This is a genomic window from Streptomyces sp. NPDC001380, from assembly GCF_042895785.1.
Lineage (GTDB): Bacteria > Actinomycetota > Actinomycetes > Streptomycetales > Streptomycetaceae > Peterkaempfera.
The window spans coordinates 14250-33995 of record NZ_JBIAWP010000018.1; the positions used below are offsets into that span (position 1 = coordinate 14250).

Consider the following 19746-nt stretch of genomic DNA (forward strand, 5'->3'; position numbering starts at 1 on the left):
CGGGCCGGACGGGTGACGGGGAGGTGGAGGGCGGCACTCGTCCCGGGGCCGCCCGCTCGCGGTGCAGCCCGCCGGGAGCGACTGGAGCGGCACCGGCCGACGGCGCCGCAAAGAGGTAACCGTGCCACAGCGGCGCGTCGGGGCAGAACCCCGACACGCCGGGTAACTCTGCAATGTTGTGGCCAGCCGCCCGTCGGCAGGTCACACTCGTTACGGGAGCAGCGACGCAGGTGACGTCGGCAGGCACCACCCGGGAGGTAACCGTGCCCGAACTGCGTGTCGTGGCCGTCAGCAATGACGGCACACGGCTGGTGCTCAAGGCTGCCGACAGCACGGAGTACACCCTCCCCATCGACGAGCGGCTGCGCGCCGCCATCCGCGGCGACCGCCCCCGGCTGGGCCAGATCGAGATCGAGGTGGAGAGCCACCTCCGCCCCCGCGACATCCAGGCGCGCATACGGGCGGGCGCCTCCGCGGAGGAGGTCGCGCAGCTCGCCGGGATCTCGGTGGACCGGGTCCGCCGCTTCGAGGGTCCCGTGCTGGCCGAGCGCGCCTTCATGGCGGAGCGGGCGCGCAAGACGCCGATCCGGCGGCACGGCGAGTCCACCGGACCGCAGCTGGGCGACGCGGTGATGGAGCGTCTGGTCCTGCGCGGCGCCGAGAAGGACAGCGAGCGCTGGGACTCCTGGCGGCGGGACGACGGCACGTGGGACGTGGTGCTGCGGTACCGAGTCGACGGCGAGCCGCGCAGCGCCTCCTGGACGTACGACCCGCCGCGCCGGCTCGTGCAGGCCAACGACGACGAGGCGCGCGCCCTGGTCGGCGAGTCGCCCGAGCGCGGCGAGGACCCGGTCTTCCCGTTCGTGCCGAGGATCGCCCGGCTGCCGCAGGAGCGCACCGCGCGCCCGGCACTGGAGCGGCCGTCCCCGGACCGGATCATGGAGCGGCCCGCCGCCGAGGCGCGCGACTCCCTCACCAGCCTGCTGGACGTGGTCCCCAACTTCCGGGGCGACCTGGTGGTGGACCCGGCCGAGGAGCCGGCCGCGCAGGAGGAGGCGGACGAGTCCGCCGCGGCGGCCCCGGCGGCCAGCGCCGGGGCTGCCTACGCGGACATCCTGATGCCGCGTGCGGTCGCACCGCACCGCGACCGCCTGGTCGGCACCACCGACCGGCAGGCGGAGGCGGACGGCGTGCGGCCCGGCCGGCGTGCGACGGTCCCCAGTTGGGACGAGATCGTCTTCGGCAGCCGCCGCAAGAAGCAGGACTGATCCGCCCCTGACGGACGCCCCCCACGGGCGGCCGCACGGAGCAGGGGGCGCGGGCCCCGGGAGCGTTCCCGGGGCCCGCGCCCCTTTGCACGACCGGTGGGTGACGGGCCGTCGACCCGGCTGCGGTGGCGGACGGGCCGCGGCCTCAGCCCGCCTGCGGACCGGTGGCCGCGGGACGGGCCGGGTCGGCCGACCACTCGCTCCACGAGCCGGGGTACAGCGCGGCGCGCAGGCCGGCCGCCTCCATGGCCAGCACCTGGTGGGCGGCGGTGACCCCGGACCCGCAGTAGACACCGGTCTCGGCGGTGTCCGCGCCCAGGGCGCGGAAGCGGTCGGCGAGCGCGGCGGCGGACAGGAAGCGGCCGTCCGGACCGAGATTGGCGGTGGTGGGCGCACTGACCGCGCCGGGGATGTGCCCGGCGCGGGGGTCCACCGGCTCGGTCTCGCCGCGGTACCGCTCCCCCGCGCGGGCGTCCAGCAGCAGGCCGGTGCGGGCGAGCCGGGCGGCGCCGTCGGCGTCGAGGACGGGCATGCCGCCGGGTGCGGGGGTGAAGTCGCCGTCGCCCGGCGGGGGTTCCTCCATGGTCAGCGGCAGTCCGGCGGCGGTCCAGGCGGCCAGGCCGCCGTCGAGGACGCGGACCCGGGTGTGCCCGGCCCAGCGCAGCAGCCACCAGGCGCGGGCGGCCGAGGTCGCCGGCCCCGCGTCGTACACGACCGCGTCGCGGTCGGCGGAGAGCCCGGCGCGGCGCAGGGCGGCGGCCAGCACGCCGGGGTCGGGCAGCGGGTGGCGGCCGGCCGGGCCGGGCGGGGCCGCGAGGTCCCGGTCGAGGTCGAGGTAGTGGGCGCCGGGGAGGTGGCCCGCGCGGTACTCCTGCTCCCCCGGCGGGCCGCCGAGCTGCCAGCGGACGTCGAGCAGGACGGGCGGACGCCCGTCCCGGAGGGCCTCGGCGAGTTCGGCGGCCGCGACCAGCGGGTAGGGGGTGGGGTGGCTGTCCATGGCGTCATTGTGCTCCGGTGTCCGGGCACGGCGCGGACGGCGCTTCTTTTCGCGCTCTTTGCCCGGGTGTCCCGCGCGGCCCGGGGCCCGTGGGGGCGGTGGGTGGCACCATCCGTCCTGGGGCCGAATCACGCCGGTACGCCGTGGAGGAGAGCCGCCCATGACCACAGTCGGAACGCGCTGCGTGCAGGGGGCGCCCTGCTGGGTGAGCCTGATGGCGCGTGACGTGGGGTGCGCCCAGGAGTTCTACGGGCCGCTGCTGGGCTGGGAGTTCACGGCGGGGCCGGCCCGGCTGGGCCCGTACGTGCGCGCGACACTGCGCGGGGTGCCGGTGGCCGGCATCGGGGTGGTCCCGGAGGGGCCCGGCTTCCCGGTGGAGTGGACCCCGTACTTCGCGGCGGACAGCACGGACCGGACCGCGCAGCGGATCCGCGCGTGCGGCGGCACGGTCGCGGTGGGCCCGCTCCAGGCGGACGACGCGGGCCGCCTGGTGGTCGCCTCCGACGTGACCGGCGCGGTCTTCGGCGTCTGGGAGGGCGGTCGGCACCTGGGCTGGCAGGCGGTGGGCGAGCCGGGCGCCCCGGCGTGGACGGAGCTGGTGACACCGGACCGCGGCATGGCGGAGGCCTTCTACGGCTCGGTGTTCGGGTCGTCCGTGGCGCGGTCCGGGGACGGCTCCGTCCTCCGGGTGGCCGGGCGCGACGTGGCGGGGATCCGGGGCGCGGGCGAGCTGCGCGGCGGTCCGCCGCGGTGGCGGACGTACTTCGCGGTGGCGGACGCGGACGCCGCGGCGGCGCGGGCCGTGGAGCTGGGCGGGCGGATGCTGGTGGGGCCGCAGGAGTCGCCGTACGGGCGGGTGGTGCGGCTGGCCGACCCGGAGGGCGGGCACTTCTCGCTGGTGGAGTCCGCCTGACGGGCCGCCGCGCTCCTTCCGGTGCAGCGGACCCCGGTGCGGCGGACCCGGGTGCGGCGGACCCGGGTGCGGCGGACCCGGGTGGGGCGGACGGTCAGGAGAGGGCGCCGTCGCGGTCGCCGGAGCCGAAGGGCAGGACGTCCGGGGAGATGGCGGCGGCCCGGGCGGTGGCGGCGGTCATCCGGCGCCGGTGGTGGCGGCGGCAGAGCACCTCGTACCCGATCTCGTCACTGCTGACCGCGACGTCGCCGACGACCACCTGGGCGCCCTCGACGACCATGACGCCGCCGACGGTGCGGGCGTTGTGGGTGGCGCGGGCGCCGCACCAGCACAGCGCCTCGACCTGGAGCACCTCGACCCGGTCGGCGAGCTCGACGAGGCGCTGGGAGCCGGGGAAGAGCCGGGTGCGGAAGTCGGTGGTGATGCCGAAGGTGTAGACGTCCACGCCGAGCTCGTCGACGACGCGGGCGAGCTGGTCGACCTGGTCCGCGGAGAAGAACTGGGCCTCGTCGCAGATGAGGTAGTCGGCGCGGCCGCCCGCGGAGAGCAGCTGGACGACATGGGCGTGGAAGTCGAGGTCGTCGGTGACCTCGACGGCACCGGTGGCCAGGCCGAGGCGGCTGGAGAGGGTGGCGGCGCCGGCCCGGTCGTTGCGGGTGAAGATGATCCCCTGGCGGCCGCGGGCCGCGTGGTTGTGGTCCATCTGCAGGGCAAGGGTCGACTTGCCGCAGTCCATCGTCCCCGAGAAGAACACCAGCTCGGCCATCAGGGGTGGGGAAACCTTTCTTCCGGGGCGCGGCGGCAGGGTGCCGCCGGGCGGGGAGGACCGCCTCAGCGGCGGACCTCCAGGAGGGGGACGTACTGCTCGACCGGGGTCATGGAGCCGTGCAGCCCGACCATGGCGGACTCGTTGGGCTCGCTGCGGGAGGCGGTCACCGCGACGTCGTCGCAGGCGGCGGCGACCACGTCGCCGATCCGCCGGTACACCCGCTCCTCGACGACCGGGCCGAACCAGCCCGCCTCGATCGCCTGGTCCCGGGTGGCGACCCACATGCGGTCGCCGAGGACCTCGCTCCACACCGCGTGGACGTCGGCGGCGGCGCCCGGCACGGCGTAGACGTGGCGGGCACGGGCCTCGCCGCCGAGCAGGGCGACGCCGGCGCCGAGCTCCCAGTCCTCGTCGAAGTCGATCCGGTCCTCCGGGGCGACGTCGATCATGCCGTGGTCGGCGGTGACGTACAGCGCGGAGCGGGGCGGCAGCTGCTCGGCCAGGCGCCGGGCGAGCCGGTCGACGGTGTCGAGCATCATGCGCCACTCGTCGGAGTCGACGCCGTGCCGGTGGCCCATGGAGTCGAGGTCGCTGACGTACGTGTAGACCAGGGCGCGGTCGGCGGCGCCCAGGCACTCGGCGGCGAGGTCCATCCGCTCCTCGCCGGTGAACCGGCCGAGGAAGGTGCCGCCGGAGAGCGCCACCCGGGTCAGCGGCGTCTGCGCGAAGAGCGGCGAGGAGACCTGGCAGGTCTCCACCCCGGCCTCGTGGGCCCGCTGGAAGACGGTCGGGTGCGGCTGCCAGGCGGCCGGGTCGACCGGGGGCTGCCAGCGCAGCTGGTTCATAAGCCGGTCCTCGCCGGGGATGGCGACCGTGTAGCCGGCCAGCCCGTGGGCGCCCGGCGGCAGCCCGGTGCCGACCGAGGCGAGGCTGGTGGCGGTGGTCGCGGGGAAGCCCGCGGTGAGCGGGCGGCCGGTGCCGTTCAGCGAGGTGCCGAGGAGCGAGGTGAGGAACGGCGCGTACTCGGGGTGGGCGCGCAGCACCTCCCAGCCCAGGCCGTCCACCAGGAAGACGCACACCCGGTCGGCGGGCGCCAGCTCCAGGCCGGGGGCGGCGGAGGCGTACGGCGGCACGCCGAGGCCGGCCGCCACGGCGGGCAGCAGGTCGGCGAGGGAGGCGGTGCCGTAGGCGGGCGCGGGGGCGGCGGCCGGGTCCAGGACGTCGTACGGCTCGGGCGGCGGGGGCAGCAGGGGGCTGGTCACGGTGCGGTGCGGTCCGGCCTCAGGCGCTCTGGGCGATGGTGGCGTCGGACAGGGCGCGGGCGAAGAGCAGCGCCTGCGCGACCGTCTCCGGGCCGTCGCCGGCCTCGCTGACCCGCAGCGACAGGTCGTCGGCGGTGGACGAGCCGGTGTAGCCGTGGTCGGCCTCGCAGCCCGGGTCGGAGCAGCCGGCGGGCTCCAGGTCGATGCGCTGGACGGCGCCCCAGCCGATGGTGAGCACGACCTCGCGGGGCAGCGTGCCGGGGGTGTACGTCTCCGGGTTGGCCACGACGCGGCTGAGCACCACCGAGGAGATCCGGTCCAGGCGCACGCTCTCGGTGGAGGTGGTCGCGTACGGCACCGGGGAGGTGTCGTCGGCGGCCTGCTCGTCGGTGTGGCTGACGATGAACCGGGTGGCGGTGAGCACCAGCACGGTCACGTGGCGCCGGACCTCGTTGGCGTCGAAGGTGGTCTCCTGGTGGACCAGGTACGAGCTCATCGGCTCGGTGCCCACCGCCGACTCCACGGCCTCGGAGACGAGCGCGGGGTAGTAGCCGCTGCGCTCGATCGCGGCGCGCAGGCCCTGCGTGGTGGTCGTGCCGGTCTTCGCCATGTCTCCATCCTGGCATGCCCGGGGGCGCATCCGGGCCGCGCGGGCGTGGCGCGGCCCGGGGGGTCCGGGCTCTTCGGGGGCTGCGGGCCTCTGACGGGCGCCGCCCAGGAAGGTTACAGGGTGCTCATGCTGCGCGGCCCCAGATCACTGCGGGCGGGCAGCGGCGCGACCCGCACCCGGGCGGAGAGGACGGTGAGGCCGCGGGGCGCCACGACGACGGGCTCCAGCTCGACGGAGGCCACCTCCGGCAGGTCGTCGACCAGGCGGGAGACGCGCAGCAGCAGCTCCTCCAGGGCGCCGGTGTCGACCGGGTCGGCACCGCGCCAGCCGAAGAGGAGCGGGGCCGCACGGACCTCCCGGACCAGTTCGGCGGCGTCCCGGTCGGTGGCGGGCAGCAGCCGGTGGGCGACGTCGCCGAGCAGCTCGGCCGGGGCGCCGGAGAGGCCGAAGGAGAGGATGGCGCCCACGGCGGGGTCGACGGCGGCGGCGACCACGGTGTCCACACCGCGCGCCGCCATGGGCTGGACCACCAGCTGCGCCTGGGCGGCGCCGCCGAGCAGTTCGGCCATCTCCCGGTGGGCGCGGCGCAGCTCCGCCTCACCGGTGAGGTCCAGGCGGACGCTGCCCAGGTCGGGGCGGTGGCGCAGGTGCCCGGCGGTGGCCTTGAGCGCGACGGGGTAGCCCAGCTCGGCGGCGGCGCGGGCGGCGGCGTGCTCGTCGGGGGCGGGCAGGGCGCGGACGACGTCGATGCCGTAGTCGGCGAGCAGGGCGGCGGCCGCCGCGTCGTCCAGGGTGATGCGGGCGCCGGACCGGGTGCGGGCCGCGGCGGCGGTGCGGGTCGCCAGGGCGGCGTCGACCCGGGCGCGGGCGGCGGCCTCGTGGATCCGGTCCAGTTCGGGGACGCGGGCGGAGGTCTCGGCGGCGACCGCGGCGCGGCGCCAGGCGGCGTGGCGCACGGCGTGGGCCAGGGCCCGCACGGCCCGTTCGGGGGCCGGGTAGGCGGGGACGGTGCCGGGGAGCAGGACGCCTGCGGCGTCCTCGCGGCGCAGCCGCACGGGGAGGTCGGCGAGGGCCAGGTGGGCGAGGAGCAGGGGCTTGCCCGCGGCGGCGGCCCGGCCGGCGGCCTCGGTGAGGGCCTCCGCGATCGCGGGGGCGTCGGAGGTGAGGGCCGGGTCGCCGGCGGTGGAGCCGAAGAGGGTGGAGCCGGGGAAGCCGGGGGTGCCGATGGGCGGGATCGCCACGGTGATCACCGCGTCGACGGCCGGGTCGTCGAGGGCGGTGGCCAGGGCGATGCGGAAGTGGTCGCCGGTGGCGGCGGTGGTCAGGTCGACGGGGGTGCGCGGGCGCAGCCCGGCGCTGAGGCAGGCGTCGTGGGTGAGCAGGCCGAGGGAGTCGGAGTTGCCGACGATGGCGATCCGGTCGCCGGGCGGCAGCGGCTGGTGGGCGAGGAGCTCGGCCGTGTCGAACATCTCGGTGATGGTGTCCACCCGGACCACGCCAGCCTGCTGGAAGAGGGTGTCGACGGTGGCGTCGCGCAGCGCGGAGGCGGTGGCGGGCACCGCGTGCCCGGGCGGGACGCTGCCGGTGTGGCGGCCGCCCTTGACCACCACGACGGGCTTGGAGGCGGCGATCCGGCGGGCGATGCGGGTGAACTTGCGGGGGTTGCCGAAGGACTCCAGGTAGAGCAGGACGATCCGGGTCGCCGGGTCCTCCTCCCAGTACTGGAGCAGGTCGTTGCCGGAGACGTCGGCGCGGTTGCCGACGGAGGCGAAGCTGGAGACGCCGAGGCCGCGGCGGTGGGCGCTCTCCAGGAGGGCCGCGCCGATGGCGCCCGACTGGCTGAACAGGCCGAGGCCGCCCGCCCGCGGCAGCATCGGGGAGAGGGAGGCGTTGAGGGGCGCCTCGGGCGCGGTGCTGATCAGGCCGAAGGCGTTGGGTCCGACGACGCGCATGCCCGCGGCCCGGGCCTGGCGGACCAGCGCCCGCTGGCGCTCGCGGCCCTCGGGGCCGGTCTCGGCGTAGCCGGCGGTGACGACGACCAGGCCCTGCACGCCGTGGGCGCCGCAGTCGGCGACGGTGTCCGGCACGGCGGCGGCGGGGACCGCGACCACGGCCAGGTCGACCGGGCCGGGGATGTCGCGCACCGAGCGGTGGACGGGGACGCCGTCGAGCTCGGTGCCGGGCGGGGCGGCGCTGTTCACGGCGTACACCGGGCCCGGGAAGCCGGAGGCGAGCAGGTCGCGCAGCAGGGTGCGGCCGACGGCGGCGGGGTTGCGGGAGGCGCCGAGGACGGCGACCGAGCGGGGGGAGAGCAGCCGCTGCACGGACCGGGCCTCGGCGCGGTGCTCGCGGGCGCGCATCACGGCGAGGGACTGCGCGGTGGGTTCGAGGTCGAACTCCAGGTGGACGACGCCGTCGGCGAAGCTCCGCCGCTGGGTGTAGCCGGCGTCGGTGAACACCTTGATCATCTTGCGGTTCTCGGGCAGGACCTCGGCGGCGAAGCGCCGGATGCCGCGCTCCCGGGCGACGGCGGCGATGTGCTCCAGCAGCGCGGAGGCCACGCCGCGGCCCTGGTGGGCGTCCTGCACCAGGAAGGCGACCTCGGCCTCCGCGGCGCCCGTCGAGGCGTCCGCGGGGCGGCCGTCGGCGTCGATGCGGTCGTAGCGGACGGTGGCGATGAACCGGTCGCGCACCACGGCCGCCAGGCCGACCCTGTTGACGTAGTCGTGGTGGGTGAAGCGGCGCACGTCGCGGTCGGAGAGGCGCGGGTAGGGGGCAAAGAAGCGGAAGTACTTGGACTGGTCGGAGACCTCGCCGTAGAACTCCACCAGCCGCTCGGCGTCGTCGGGCGTGATCGGCCGGATGCGGGCCGTACCGCCGTCGCGCAGCAGGACGTCGGCCTCCCAGTGCCGGGGGTAGGCCCGTTCGGGATCGCCGTGTGCCGGGGTGTCGTCCACCTCGACAGGCTATCCGGGGAGGCGGGCGGAGGCAGGCGGCGGCGGGCCGCGGGAACCGGGGCGGGCCGTCCGCCGCCGGGCGGCGGACCGGCCGGGCGGGGCCCGGCGTGCCAGACTGGTGCGGCCAGCGAGGCTTCCACGGAGGGCAGCACCATGGCCGAGCGCCGCGTGACCGTCGGATGGGCCGAGGGCCTGCACGCCCGCCCCGCCTCGATCCTCGTCCGGGCGGCCACCGCGGTCGGCGTGCCGGTGGCCATCGGCCTCCCCGGCGCGCCGCCGGTCAACGCCGCCTCCGTGCTCGGCGTGCTGGCCCTCGGCGCCGGCGCCGGGGACGAGGTCGTCCTCTCCTCCGACGCGGACGGCGCCGGCCCGGCCCTGGACCGCCTCGCCCGCCTGGTGCGGGACGGGCTGGACGAACTGCCGCAGGGCTGAGCCGGGCGGCGGCGGACCGCCGCGCCCCGGTGCGGACGGAGGTCCCGGCACCGGGGCGGCCCCCGCCGCCGGCGCGTCAGCCCTTGACGCAGACCACCTGCTTGAGCTGCGCCACGACCTCGACGAGGTCGCGCTGCTGCTCGATGACCTTCTCGATCGGCTTGTACGCGCCGGGGATCTCGTCGACCACGCCGCTGTCCTTGCGGCACTCCACCCCCCTGGTCTGGTCCTCCAGGTCCCGGGTGGTGAAGCGCTTCTTGGCGGCGGTGCGGCTCATCCTCCGGCCGGCGCCGTGCGAGGCCGAGTTGAAGGCGGCGGTGTTGCCGAGCCCGCGGACGATGTACGAACCGGTGCCCATCGAACCGGGGATGATCCCGTACTCGCCGGAGCCGGCCCGGATGGCGCCCTTGCGGGTGACGAGCAGGTCCTCCCCGTCGTACCGCTCCTCCGAGACGTAGTTGTGGTGGCAGGAGATCACCTGGTCGAAGGAGACCTTCGCCCGGCGGAACTCCCGGCGCACGACGTCCTGGAGGAGCGCCATCATGATCGCCCGGTTGTGCTTCGCGTACTCCTGCGCCCAGAAGAGGTCCCGGCGGTAGGCCGCCATCTGCGGGGTGTCCGCGACGAACACCGCGAGGTCGCGGTCGGCCAGGCCCTGGTTGTGCGGCAGCGAGCGGGCGACGCCGATGTGGTGGTCGGCCAGCTCCTTGCCGATGTTGCGCGACCCGGAGTGCAGCATCAGCCACACCGAGCCCTCGGTGTCCAGGCAGACCTCGACGAAGTGGTTGCCGCCGCCCAGGGACCCCATCTGGGCCAGCGCGCGCTCCCGGCGGAAGCGGACCGCCTCGGCGAGGCCGTCGAAGCGCTCCCAGAAGCCGTCCCAGCCGGCCGTCGGCAGGCCGTGCAGGCGGCCCGGGTCGACCGGGTCGGCGTGCGCCTGGCGGCCGACCGGGATCGCCCCCTCGATGCGCGAACGCAGCCGGGAGAGGTCGTCGGGCAGGTCGCGGGCGGTGAGCGAGGTCTTCACCGCGCTCATCCCGCAGCCGATGTCGACGCCGACCGCGGCCGGGCAGACGGCGTCCTTCATGGCGATGACGGAGCCGACCGTCGCCCCCTTGCCCAGGTGGACGTCGGGCATGACGGCGAGTCCGCTGATCCAGGGCAGCGAGGAGATGTTGCGCAGCTGCTGCATGGCCTGGCCCTCGACGGTGGCCGGGTCGGTCCACATGCGGATCGGCACCCGGACGCCGGGAACCTCGGTGTACGACATGGCTGGGACGACCTCCAAGGTCGGTATGCCCCCTCTGGCGGGAGCGGACGGGAGTCGCCACGCGTGCGTCCGGCGTGGCCCGGGAAGTCTGCGCACCCCGGGTCCGCCTCCCGAACCTCCCCGGAGGGAGGCTCCCCCGTGGGAGGCGGGCCCGGGCGCTGCGGGGCGCGCGCCCCTCCTACCGGGGGGCGCGCACCGGATTCGGCGCGGTGCGGCGGAGCCGCGGGGAGCGGCGGGTGCCGCTGCACCCGCTGCGTGGCTCGACCCGCATGGTTTCCGCCTCCCTCCGCCGAACGGGGGACCGGCTCGGTGCCGTCCCCTGGCCCGTGTGCCGGGCGCGGACCCATCTACCCACGGCGGCGGGGAGGGCCGCAACGGGATTTCCGGTGCGCCGGGCACGGGCGGCCGGCGCGCGGTCCGGGCCGGGATCGGGGCCGGTGCGAGAGCCCGGGCGAGGCCGGTGCGAGAGCCGGGGGCTGGGCCGGGGGCTGGGCCGGGCAGCAGAAGGCCCGGCCCCGGCGGGGACGCCGCCGGGGCCGGGCCTCCCGGTCGGGGTCAGCGGACGACGGTGACCTCGCCGATGCCCAGCTCGCCGACCGGTCCGGCGATCTGCGAGGCGTCGCCGACCAGCACGGTGACCAGCCGGTCCGGCGGGAAGGCCGCGACGACGGCGGCGGTGGCCTCGGCGGTGCCGGTGTCGGCGAGCCGCCGGTAGACCTGGGCCTGGAAGTCGTCGGGCAGGCCCTGCTCGACCTGGTCGGCGAGGGTGCCGGCGACCGCGGCGGAGGTCTCGTACCTCAGCGGCGCCACCCCCACGAGGTTCTGCACGGCGACGTCCCGCTCGGCGTCGGTGAGTCCCTCGGCGGCCAGGGTGCGCAGCACGGTCCAGGCGTCGGCGAGCGCCGGCGCGGTGGAGGGGGTGTCCACCGAGCCGGTGATGGCCAGCAGGACGCGGCCGGAGCCGTCGGGCGCGGAGCGCAGCGGCTGGCTGAGGGCGCGCACGCCGTAGGTGTAGCCCTTCTCCTCGCGCAGCACCTTGTCCAGGCGGGAGGTGAGGGTGCCGCCGAGGCAGTAGGTGCCGAGGACCTGGGCCGCCCAGACGTCGTCGTGGCGGTCGGGGCCGACACGGCCGATGAGCAGCTGGGTCTGCACCGAGCCCGGCCGGTCGACGACGATCACGCGGGCGGCGTCGTCGGCGGTGACGGGGGCGGAGGTGCTGGGCTCGGCCTTGTCGCCGGTCCAGGCGCCGAGGGTGCGGTCGAGGACGCCGGGCAGGTCGACCCCGTCGAGGTCGCCGACGACGACCGCGGTGGCGGTGGCCGGGCGGACGTGGGCGGCGTAGAAGGCCTGCACGGCGGCGCGGTCGATGCCGAGGACGGTCTCGGCGGAGCCGGCGCGGGGGCGGGAGAGCCGGTCGGCGCCGTCGAAGAGCTCCCCGTACAGGGCGAGGGCGGCGCGGCGGGCCGGGTTGGCGAGCTCGTGGACGATCTCGTCGAGGCGGTTGGCGACGAGCCGCTCGATCTCGTGCTCCGGCAGCGCCGGGGCGCGCAGCGCGTCGGCGAGGAGGGTGAGGCCGCGCTCCAGGCGGGAGGCCGGGACCTCCAGGGAGACCCGGACGCAGGGATGGTCGGCGTGGGCGTCCATGGTGGCGCCGGCCCGCTCCAGCTCGCCCGCGAAATCCTCGGCGGTGAGGGTGTCCGTGCCCTGGTTGAGGGCGCGGGCGAGGATCGTCGCCACACCGTCCAGGCCCGCGGGCTCGGCGGCGAGCGGGGCGTCGAGGAGCACCTCGACGGCGATGAGCTCCTGGCCGGGGCGGTGGCAGTGCAGGACGGTGAGGCCGTTGTCCAGGGTGGTCCGCTCGGGGGCGGGGAACGCCCACGGCGTGGGGGTGCCCGCCTGCGGGCGGGGGTGGAAGGTCATGGCGGGCTCGATGCCGGTCATGCGGCGCCTCCCTCGGTGGCGTCGTCGGAGGCTGCGGGGGCGGCGGGGGCCTCGGCGTCCCCGGCCGCGGAGATCTCGGAGGCGTCGGGGGTGGCGGGTGCCGGTCCGGCCTCGGGGTGGACCGGCTCGTAGACGAGGACGGACCGGTTGTCGGGCCGCAGCCGGGCCGCGGCCACGGCGCGGACCTCGTCCGCGGTGACCTCCATGACCCGGGAGAGGGCGGTGTTCACCAGGCCGGGGTCGCCGAAGAGGACGGCGTACCGGCACAGCTCGTCGGCGCGGCCGGAGACGGTCTGCAGCCGGTCCAGCCACTCGCGCTCGATCTGGGCCTGGGCGCGCTCCAGCTCCTCGGGGGTGGGGCCCTCGGCGGCGAAGCGGGCCAGCTCCTCGTCGACGGCGGCCTCGACGGCCTCGACGGTGGCGTCGCCGGAGGTCTTGACGTCCAGCCAGCCCAGGGAAGGGGCGCCGGACAGGCGCAGCAGGCCGAAGCCGGCGGCGACGGCGAGCCGGTCGCGGCGCACCAGCCGGTTGTACAGGCGGCTGGACTCGCCGGAGCCGAGGACGGTGAGCGCCAGGTCGGCGGCGTCGGCCTCGCGGGTGCCGTCGTGCGGCAGCCGGTAGGCGGCCATGAGCGCCCGGGAGGGGACCTCCTCGCGGACGGTGAGGCGCAGCTCCTCCCCCGCCGTGTCCGGCAGCGAGCCGTCGCGCGGGGCGGGCTTGCCGTCGTGGGCGGGGATGCTGCCGAAGTACTTCTCGACCCAGCGCAGGGTCTCCTCGGGGTCGATGTCGCCGACCACGGAGAGCACCGCGTTGTTGGGCGCGTAGTAGGTGGAGAAGAAGGCGCGGGCGTCGTCGAGGGTGGCGGCGTCCAGGTCGGCCATGGAGCCGATCGGCGTGTGGTGGTAGGGGTGGCCCTCGGGGAAGGACATCGCGGTGAGCTTCTCGAAGGCGGTGCCGTAGGGCACGTTGTCGTACCGCTGGCGGCGCTCGTTCTTCACCACGTCGCGCTGGTTGTCCAGGCTCTGCTGGTCGAGGGCGGCGAGGAGCGACCCCATGCGGTCGGCCTCCAGCCAGAGGGCGAGCTCCAGCTGGTGGGCGGGCATGGTCTCGAAGTAGTTGGTCCGCTCGAAGCTGGTGGTGCCGTTGAGGGAGCCGCCGGCGCCCTGGACGAGCTCGAAGTGGCCGTTGCCGGGGACATTGGCGGAGCCCTGGAACATCAGGTGCTCGAAGAGGTGGGCGAGGCCGGTGCGGCCCTGCACCTCGTGGCGCGAGCCGACGTCGTACCAGAGGCACACGGCGGCGACCGGCGTGAGGTGGTCCTCGGAGAGCACCACGCGCAGGCCGTTGGCCAGGCGGTGCTCGGTGATGGCGAGGCCTCCGGAGGAGGCGGGGGCCGGGTTGGCCATGCTCGTCGGGTCCTTCCCGTCGCTGCTCGGTGGTGGTTCCTGCTCGCGGGCGGGGGCGCTGCGCCCTCGTGGTGCCCCATTGTGGTGCAACGGACGGGACGCCCGGAGGTGCCCGCGCGGGCGGGGTGTTCGCCGCGGGCGGACACCGGGCCCGGGGCCGGGGGCCGCGGGGCGGTGGGCGGGGGCCGCGGGGCGGTGGGCGGGGGTGTCGGCGGGAGGGGCCACAATAGGGGTCCCGCCGTGCCCGCCGCGGCGACGATCGACGCTGAACACGCAAAGGAGCCCGCCCGCGATGGCCCGCCGCAGTTCGCCTACCCCGCCGCCCGGCGACTTCGAGGAGCGGATCCTCGACGTCGACGTCGTGGACGAGATGCAGGGCTCCTTCCTGGAGTACGCCTACTCCGTCATCTACTCCCGGGCGCTGCCCGACGCGCGCGACGGCCTGAAGCCGGTGCACCGCCGGATCGTGTACCAGGCCAACGAGATGGGCCTGCGGCCGGAGCGCAGCCACGTGAAGTCGGCCCGCGTGGTCGGCGAGGTGATGGGCCGGCTGCACCCGCACGGCGACGCGGCGATCTACGACACGCTGGTGCGCCTCGCACAGCCGTTCTCGATGCGGCTGCCGCTGATCGACGGCCACGGCAACTTCGGCTCGCTGGGCAACGACGACCCGCCGGCCGCGATGCGGTACACCGAGTCGAGGCTGACCGCCGCCGCGATGGCGATGGTGGAGTCGATCGACGAGGACACCGTCGACTTCGGCCCCAACTACGACGGCAGCGAGCGGGAGCCGGTCGTGCTGCCGGCCGCCTTCCCGAACCTGCTGGTCAACGGCGCCTCGGGCATCGCGGTCGGCATGGCGACCAACATGCCGCCGCACAACCTCTCCGAGGTGGTCGCCGCCGCCCGCCACCTGATCAAGCACCCGGGCGCCGACCTCGACACCCTGATGCGGTTCGTCCCCGGACCGGACCTGCCCACCGGCGGCCGGATCGTCGGCCTGTCGGGCATCCGCGACGCCTACGAGTCGGGGCGCGGCACCTTCAAGATCCGGGCGACCGCGACGGTGGAGAACGTCACCGCGCGGCGCAAGGGGATCGTGGTCACCGAGCTGCCGTACAACGTCGGCCCGGAGAAGGTGATCTCCAAGATCAAGGACCTGGTCGGCTCGAAGAAGCTCCAGGGCATCGCCGACGTCAAGGACCTCACCGACCGCGAGCACGGGCTGCGGCTGGTGATCGAGGTCAAGAACGGCTTCGTGCCCGAGGCCGTGCTGGAGCAGCTGTACAAGCTGACGCCGATGGAGGAGTCCTTCGGCATCAACAACGTGGCGCTGGTCGACGGCCAGCCGCTGACCCTGGGCCTGAAGGAGCTGCTGGAGGTCTACGTCGACCACCGCTTCGAGGTGGTCCGGCGGCGCAGCGAGTTCCGGCGCGGCAAGCGGCAGGACCGGCTGCACCTGGTCGAGGGCCTGCTGGTCGCCCTCGTCGACATCGACGAGGTCATCGCCGTCATCCGGGCCAGCGAGAACGCCGCGCAGGCCAAGGAGCGCCTGATGGAGCGCTTCTCGCTCTCCGAGGTGCAGACCGCCTACATCCTGGACACCCCGCTGCGGCGGCTCACCCGGTTCGACCGGATCGAGCTGGAGGCGGAGAAGGAGCGGCTGCAGCGGGAGATCCAGGAGCTGACCGCGATCCTGGAGTCGGACGCCAAGCTGCGCAGCGTCGTCTCCAACGAACTGGCCGCCGTGGCCAAGCAGTTCGGCACCGAGCGGCGGACGGTGCTGCTGGAGGCCGGCGCGGTGCCGGCCCCGGCGTCCGTGCCGCTGCAGGTCGCCGACGACCCCTGCCGGGTGCTGCTCTCCTCCACCGGCCTGCTGGCCCGCACGGCGGACGGCGAGCCGATGGAGCCCGCGGAGCGGCGGGCCCGGCACGACGTGGTCGTCTCGGCGGTGCCCGCCACCGCCCGCGGCGACGTCGGCGCGGTCACCTCCGCCGGGCGCGTGCTGCGGCTGAGCGTCATCGACCTGCCGGCGCTGCCGCCGAGCTCCACCGCGCCGAGCCTGGCGGGCGGCGCCGCGGTCGGCGAGTTCCTCGAGCTGGCGGCGGGCGAGCGGGTGCTGGCGCTGACCACCCTGGACGAGTCCTCGCCGGGCCTGGCGCTCGGCACCCTGCAGGGCGTGGTCAAGCGGGTCGTGCCGGACTGGCCCGCCAACAAGGACGAGTTCGAGGTGATCGGCCTCCGGGAGGGCGACAGCGTCGTCGGCGCGGTGGAGCTGCGCACCGGCGAGGAGGACCTGGTCTTCATCACCTCCGACGCCCAGCTGCTGCGGTACCCCGCGGGGCAGGTGCGGCCGCAGGGCCGGCCGGCGGGCGGCATGGCCGGTGTGAAGCTGGCCGAGGGCTCCCGGGTGCTCTCCTTCACCGCGGTGGACCCGGCGGCGGACGCGGTGGTGCTCTCCGTCGCGACGGCCTCCGGGACGCTGGACGGCGGCACCCAGACCACGTGGAAGCTCACCCCCTTCGAGCAGTACCCGCGGAAGGGGCGCGCCACCGGCGGCGTCCGCTGCCAGCGGTTCCTGCGCGGGGAGGACGCCCTCGCCTTCGCCTGGGCGGGCGCGGCCCCGGCCCGCGCCGCCACGGCGGCGGGCGCCCCGGTCGACCTGCCGGAGCGGGACCCGCGCCGCGACGGCTCGGGCACGCCGGTCGAGAAGCAGGTCGCGGCGGTCGCCGGGCCGGTCTGACCGGAAGCGGCGCATACGGCGCCCCGGGCCCCGGCGGCGGGAACACCGCCGGGGCGCGGGGCGCGGACGGCGCACGCGGCCGCACCGTGCGGCCCGCCCCGCGCAGGGGCGGGACCGGACGCGCGCAGGGCCGCCGGTCGCGGGCGGGAGGGGCGCCGGCAGCGGGAAGCCCGGGGCGCCCGGACGGCGCACCGCGGGGCGCACGCGGACGGCGGCCGGGCCCCGGTCGGCGGTGCGGACGTAGGGTGACGCGGGTGAGCACCTGTGCGACCCTCTCCGCCGAACTGTCCGAGCCGCTGGCCGGGACCGCCGCCACCGCCGCCACCTGGCTCCTGCTGGAGCAGCACGGCCCGTGGGGCGCCAAGGCGCTCACGCAGAGCCATCTGGACCCCGAGGTCGGCCGGGCACTCGACCGGGCCGCCGACGGGACCGGGGTGCGGGTGGCACTGATGCGCCGGCCCGGGCGGCACGCCGACCGCCGCACCGGCGGGCGGCACGAGGTGGTCGTCGCCCACACCGCGCCGGGCGCGTCCTGGGTGCGGCGGGAGGCCGTCGCGGACCCGGGCGACCTGCTGGGCCTGGACTTCGCCGCACTGGGCGCCGGCAGCCACGGCGGCCTGGGCCGCGCGCACGGCGGCGACCCGCTGGCCCTGGTGTGCACCAACGGCCGCCGCGACCGCTGCTGCGCCCTGCTGGGCCGTCCCCTCGCGGCGGAGCTGGCCGCGTCCGGCCACGGCGAGGTGTGGGAGGTCACCCACCTGGGCGGGCACCGCTTCTCCCCCACCATGCTGGTGCTTCCCCACGGGTACGCCTACGGCCGGCTGGACGCCGCCTCCGCCAAGGAGGTTCTGGCGGCGACGGCCGAGGGCCGCACGGCCGTCGAGCGGTGCCGCGGGCGCTCCTGCTGGGACCGTCCCGGCCAGGCCGCCGAACTGGCGGTGCGCAGGCTGGCGGGCGAGGACCGCGCCGAGGTCCTCGCCGTGGAGCAGCACGAGGAGGCCCCGGGGCTGTGGCGGGTACGCGTCCGGCACGCCGACGGCCGGGCCTGGGACGTCGGGGTCGTCCGGGGCGTGTCCGAACCGCCCCGGCCCGAGAGCTGCGGCAAGGCCGCCGGCACTCCGGCCCGGATGGTCGTGCGGACCGTCGCCGCCGTCGCCGTGGCGGACGGCCCGGAGCGGGGACGGCGCTGAGGGCGAGGGCCCGGGACGCGGTCCGGGGCGCGGACGGCCCCCGGCGCCCCCGTCCGCCGTCCGGGCGGCGGGGGCGCCGGGGGGCCGCCGCGGGTCGGCCGCGGGTCAGCCCGCCGCGGCGGCCTTCTCCACGAACTCGGTGGTGTAGGTCCTGCCGAGGTCGATCTGCCTGCCCTTCACCTCCGGGTTGAAGGAGGAGAGGACGTCGAGGACGGTCTTCGGGCCGTCCGCCGGCATCACGCCGTCCTTGGTGAACATCGGCAGGCTGGTGCCGATGGACTTCGCGTACAGCTCCTGGCCGCCCTGCGCGTAGTCGGCGGGCATCTTCGCGGCGATCTCCGCGGGGGTGTGGGAGGACATCCACGCCAGGGTCCTGACGAAGGCGTTCGCCAGCTTCTGGGTGGTGTCCTTGTGCCCGTTCACCCAGTCCGTGGCCATGTAGAGCGACGAGGACGGGTAGAGGCCGCCGAGGGCCGCCCTGGAGCCCTCGGGGGTGCGCATGTCGTACAGCACCTTGCCCAGGCCCTTGTCGAGGACGTTGGCGACCGTCGGGTCGGTCGTCATGCCGCCGTCGATGCTGCCCTGCTGGAGGGCGGCGATGAAGGTCTGTCCGGCGCCGACGGCGACCGGGTTGAAGTCGCCGGCCCCGACGCCGTGCTTGACGGCGAGGTACTTGGTGAGGAAGTCGGTGGAGGAGCCGAGGCCGGTGATGCCGAGCTTGCGGCCCTTGAAGCCGGAGGCGGACGTGACCGACCCGGCGGCCTTGGCGGAGACCAGCTCCACCTCCCCGGGGGCCTGGGCGAACTGCACCACGGACTCCACCGACTTGCCCTTGGCCTGCAGGTCGATGGTGTGGTCGTAGAAGCCGACGGCGCCCTGGACGTCGCCCGCGAGCAGCGCGGTGGTGGCGTTGACGCCGGCCGGCTCGGTCATCAGCTCGACGTCGACGCCCTCGGCCCGGAAGTAGCCGAGGCGCTGGGTGAGCATCGCGGGCAGGTAGATGACCTTGTCGAGGCCGCCTTCGCCGAGGGCTGGACCACCAAGGAGGCGCCGGCGCACCGCCCGCGCGGGCTGGGGCTGGCGCTGGTGCGGCGGCTGGCGGAGCGCTCCGGGGGACGGGTCGCGGTCGGTACGGGGCCGCTCGGCGGGGCGGAGTTCACGGTCGAGCTGCCGGAGGCCCTGCACCGGCGGTCCGCCGGGGCACCGCCGGCCGGCACGGCGGGGCCGGGGGCCGCGGCGGCGGTCTGCGGGGCGCAGGCGGCCGGTGCGGCGGCGCCGGGGGCCGCGGCGGAGACGGCCGGCGCAGCGGGGGCGGCGCGGTGATCGACGTCCTGGTGGTGGACGACGACTTCCGGGTCGCCGACGTCCACGCCGCCTACGTGGCGAAGGTGCCCGGCTTCCGGGTGGTGGCCAAGGCCCACAGCGCGGGCGAGGCGCTCGCCGTGCTGGGACGCCTGCCGGTGGACCTGGTGCTGCTCGACCACTACCTGCCGGACGGGACCGGCCTGTCGCTGGTGCGGCGGATGCGGGAGCAGAGGCTGCACGGCGACATGGTGATGGTGACCGCCGCCCGGGACGTGTCCACGGTGCACGAGGCCATGCAGCACGGAGCGCTGCAGTACCTGGTGAAGCCGTTCACCTTCGCCGGGCTGCGGGAGAAGCTCGTCGCCTACGCCGAGCTGCGCCGCGCCCTGGCCGGCGGGGAGCGGGAGGCCGGACAGGAGGAGGTGGACCGGCTCTACGGCGCGCTCCGGCGCGCGGGAGGCCCCTCGGCGACCCTCCCCAAGGGCCACTCGGCCCCGACGGCGCACCTGGTGCTGCGGATGCTGCGGGAGGCGGGCCGGCCGGTGTCCGCGCAGGAGGTGGCGGAGGCGACCGGCCTCAGCCGCTCCACCGCACAGCGCTACCTGCGGCAGCTGGAGCGCGACGGGCGGCTGCGGCTGACGCTGCGCTAGGGCGACACCGGCCACCCCGAGCACCGGTACGGG

15 protein-coding genes and 1 pseudogene are annotated in these 19746 nt (G+C 76.3%); 7 read left to right on the plus strand and 9 right to left on the minus strand.

Features of this window, described 5'->3' with window-relative positions:
* Positions 1 to 230 precede the first annotated feature (230 nt).
* Positions 231 to 1268 carry a septation protein SepH gene (gene sepH, locus ACFY07_RS21175; RefSeq protein WP_230747630.1) on the plus strand — a complete coding sequence of 346 codons (1038 nt, stop codon included), beginning with the start codon at positions 231 to 233 and terminating at the stop codon, positions 1266 to 1268.
* 145 nt (positions 1269 to 1413) lie between these two features.
* Here sepH and ACFY07_RS21180 read toward each other — a convergent pair whose 3' ends face one another.
* Positions 1414 to 2265 carry a sulfurtransferase gene (locus ACFY07_RS21180; RefSeq protein WP_390870542.1) on the minus strand — a complete coding sequence of 284 codons (852 nt, stop codon included), beginning with the start codon at positions 2263 to 2265 and terminating at the stop codon, positions 1414 to 1416.
* Between the two features lie 160 nt (positions 2266 to 2425).
* On the opposite strand from ACFY07_RS21180, the gene ACFY07_RS21185 reads away from it, so the two are divergent.
* Positions 2426 to 3178: a VOC family protein gene (locus tag ACFY07_RS21185; RefSeq protein ID WP_390870545.1), complete on the plus strand. Its 753-nt coding sequence runs from the start codon at positions 2426 to 2428 to the stop codon at positions 3176 to 3178.
* 94 nt (positions 3179 to 3272) lie between these two features.
* On the opposite strand, the gene ACFY07_RS21190 is transcribed toward ACFY07_RS21185, so the two are convergent.
* The 4 genes from ACFY07_RS21190 to ACFY07_RS21205 form a co-directional block, all read right to left on the minus strand.
* Positions 3273 to 3944, minus strand: a complete 672-nt coding sequence (locus ACFY07_RS21190) for a thymidine kinase (RefSeq protein ID WP_390870547.1) — start codon at positions 3942 to 3944, stop codon at positions 3273 to 3275.
* A 65-nt stretch (positions 3945 to 4009) separates the two neighbouring features.
* Positions 4010 to 5209: an alkaline phosphatase family protein gene (locus ACFY07_RS21195; RefSeq protein WP_390870549.1), complete on the minus strand. Its 1200-nt coding sequence runs from the start codon at positions 5207 to 5209 to the stop codon at positions 4010 to 4012.
* A 19-nt stretch (positions 5210 to 5228) separates the two neighbouring features.
* Positions 5229 to 5819, minus strand: coding sequence for a DUF5998 family protein (locus ACFY07_RS21200; protein ID WP_390870551.1), 591 nt, complete (start codon positions 5817 to 5819; stop codon positions 5229 to 5231).
* 113 nt (positions 5820 to 5932) lie between these two features.
* Positions 5933 to 8776 carry a GNAT family N-acetyltransferase gene (locus ACFY07_RS21205; RefSeq protein ID WP_390870552.1) on the minus strand — a complete coding sequence of 948 codons (2844 nt, stop codon included), beginning with the start codon at positions 8774 to 8776 and terminating at the stop codon, positions 5933 to 5935.
* A 153-nt stretch (positions 8777 to 8929) separates the two neighbouring features.
* Here ACFY07_RS21205 and ACFY07_RS21210 point away from each other — a divergent pair, with 153 nt between their 5' ends.
* Positions 8930 to 9208 (plus strand): HPr family phosphocarrier protein, encoded by a 279-nt coding sequence (locus ACFY07_RS21210; protein WP_390870554.1) that lies wholly within the window; start codon positions 8930 to 8932, stop codon positions 9206 to 9208.
* Positions 9209 to 9284: 76 nt separating this feature from the next.
* Here ACFY07_RS21210 and ACFY07_RS21215 read toward each other — a convergent pair whose 3' ends face one another.
* The 3 genes from ACFY07_RS21215 to ACFY07_RS21225 all read right to left on the minus strand — a co-directional run bounded on the left by ACFY07_RS21215 (position 9285) and on the right by ACFY07_RS21225 (position 13825).
* Positions 9285 to 10478 (minus strand): RtcB family protein, encoded by a 1194-nt coding sequence (locus tag ACFY07_RS21215; RefSeq protein ID WP_390870556.1) that lies wholly within the window; start codon positions 10476 to 10478, stop codon positions 9285 to 9287.
* Between the two features lie 555 nt (positions 10479 to 11033).
* Positions 11034 to 12419 carry a M16 family metallopeptidase gene (locus tag ACFY07_RS21220; protein WP_390870558.1) on the minus strand — a complete coding sequence of 462 codons (1386 nt, stop codon included), beginning with the start codon at positions 12417 to 12419 and terminating at the stop codon, positions 11034 to 11036.
* On the minus strand, positions 12416 to 13825 hold the full coding sequence (locus tag ACFY07_RS21225) for a M16 family metallopeptidase (protein ID WP_390870559.1): 1410 nt from the start codon (positions 13823 to 13825) through the stop codon (positions 12416 to 12418). Before ACFY07_RS21225 ends, ACFY07_RS21220 begins: the two co-directional genes overlap by 4 nt.
* A 292-nt stretch (positions 13826 to 14117) precedes the next feature.
* Here ACFY07_RS21225 and ACFY07_RS21230 point away from each other — a divergent pair, with 292 nt between their 5' ends.
* Both ACFY07_RS21230 and ACFY07_RS21235 read left to right on the plus strand, forming a co-directional pair.
* Positions 14118 to 16568 carry a DNA topoisomerase (ATP-hydrolyzing) subunit A gene (locus ACFY07_RS21230; RefSeq protein WP_390870561.1) on the plus strand — a complete coding sequence of 817 codons (2451 nt, stop codon included), beginning with the start codon at positions 14118 to 14120 and terminating at the stop codon, positions 16566 to 16568.
* A 254-nt stretch (positions 16569 to 16822) separates the two neighbouring features.
* On the plus strand, positions 16823 to 17758 hold the full coding sequence (locus tag ACFY07_RS21235; RefSeq protein WP_390870563.1) for a sucrase ferredoxin: 936 nt from the start codon (positions 16823 to 16825) through the stop codon (positions 17756 to 17758).
* Positions 17759 to 17863: 105 nt separating this feature from the next.
* Here ACFY07_RS21235 and ACFY07_RS21240 read toward each other — a convergent pair.
* Positions 17864 to 18778 (minus strand): annotated as a pseudogene (locus ACFY07_RS21240) (ABC transporter substrate-binding protein); the annotation flags it as partial.
* Between ACFY07_RS21240 and ACFY07_RS21245 the strand changes: the two are divergent.
* Positions 18734 to 19081, plus strand: a complete 348-nt coding sequence (locus ACFY07_RS21245) for an ATP-binding protein (RefSeq protein WP_390870691.1) — start codon at positions 18734 to 18736, stop codon at positions 19079 to 19081. The pseudogene ACFY07_RS21240 and the gene ACFY07_RS21245 sit on opposite strands and share 45 nt — an antisense overlap.
* The gene (locus tag ACFY07_RS21250) at positions 19078 to 19713 is read left to right on the plus strand and encodes a response regulator (protein ID WP_390870564.1); all 636 of its coding nucleotides are present in this window, start codon (positions 19078 to 19080) and stop codon (positions 19711 to 19713) included. The genes ACFY07_RS21245 and ACFY07_RS21250 overlap by 4 nt, the downstream gene beginning before the upstream one ends.
* Positions 19714 to 19746: the final 33 nt, after the last annotated feature.

What these genes read in the sequence shown, in the direction of transcription:
- ACFY07_RS21180 (WP_390870542.1), bottom strand. Translation starts at nt 2,265, where the DNA reads ATGGACAGCCACCCCACCCCCTACCCGCTGGTCGCGGCCGCCGAACTC.
- ACFY07_RS21185 (WP_390870545.1), top strand. Translation starts at nt 2,426, where the DNA reads ATGACCACAGTCGGAACGCGCTGCGTGCAGGGGGCGCCCTGCTGGGTG.
- ACFY07_RS21190 (WP_390870547.1), bottom strand. Translation starts at nt 3,944, where the DNA reads ATGGCCGAGCTGGTGTTCTTCTCGGGGACGATGGACTGCGGCAAGTCG.
- ACFY07_RS21200 (WP_390870551.1), bottom strand. Translation starts at nt 5,819, where the DNA reads ATGGCGAAGACCGGCACGACCACCACGCAGGGCCTGCGCGCCGCGATC.
- ACFY07_RS21210 (WP_390870554.1), top strand. Translation starts at nt 8,930, where the DNA reads ATGGCCGAGCGCCGCGTGACCGTCGGATGGGCCGAGGGCCTGCACGCC.
- ACFY07_RS21215 (WP_390870556.1), bottom strand. Translation starts at nt 10,478, where the DNA reads ATGTCGTACACCGAGGTTCCCGGCGTCCGGGTGCCGATCCGCATGTGG.
- ACFY07_RS21220 (WP_390870558.1), bottom strand. Translation starts at nt 12,419, where the DNA reads ATGACCGGCATCGAGCCCGCCATGACCTTCCACCCCCGCCCGCAGGCG.
- ACFY07_RS21225 (WP_390870559.1), bottom strand. Translation starts at nt 13,825, where the DNA reads ATGGCCAACCCGGCCCCCGCCTCCTCCGGAGGCCTCGCCATCACCGAG.
- ACFY07_RS21230 (WP_390870561.1), top strand. Translation starts at nt 14,118, where the DNA reads ATGGCCCGCCGCAGTTCGCCTACCCCGCCGCCCGGCGACTTCGAGGAG.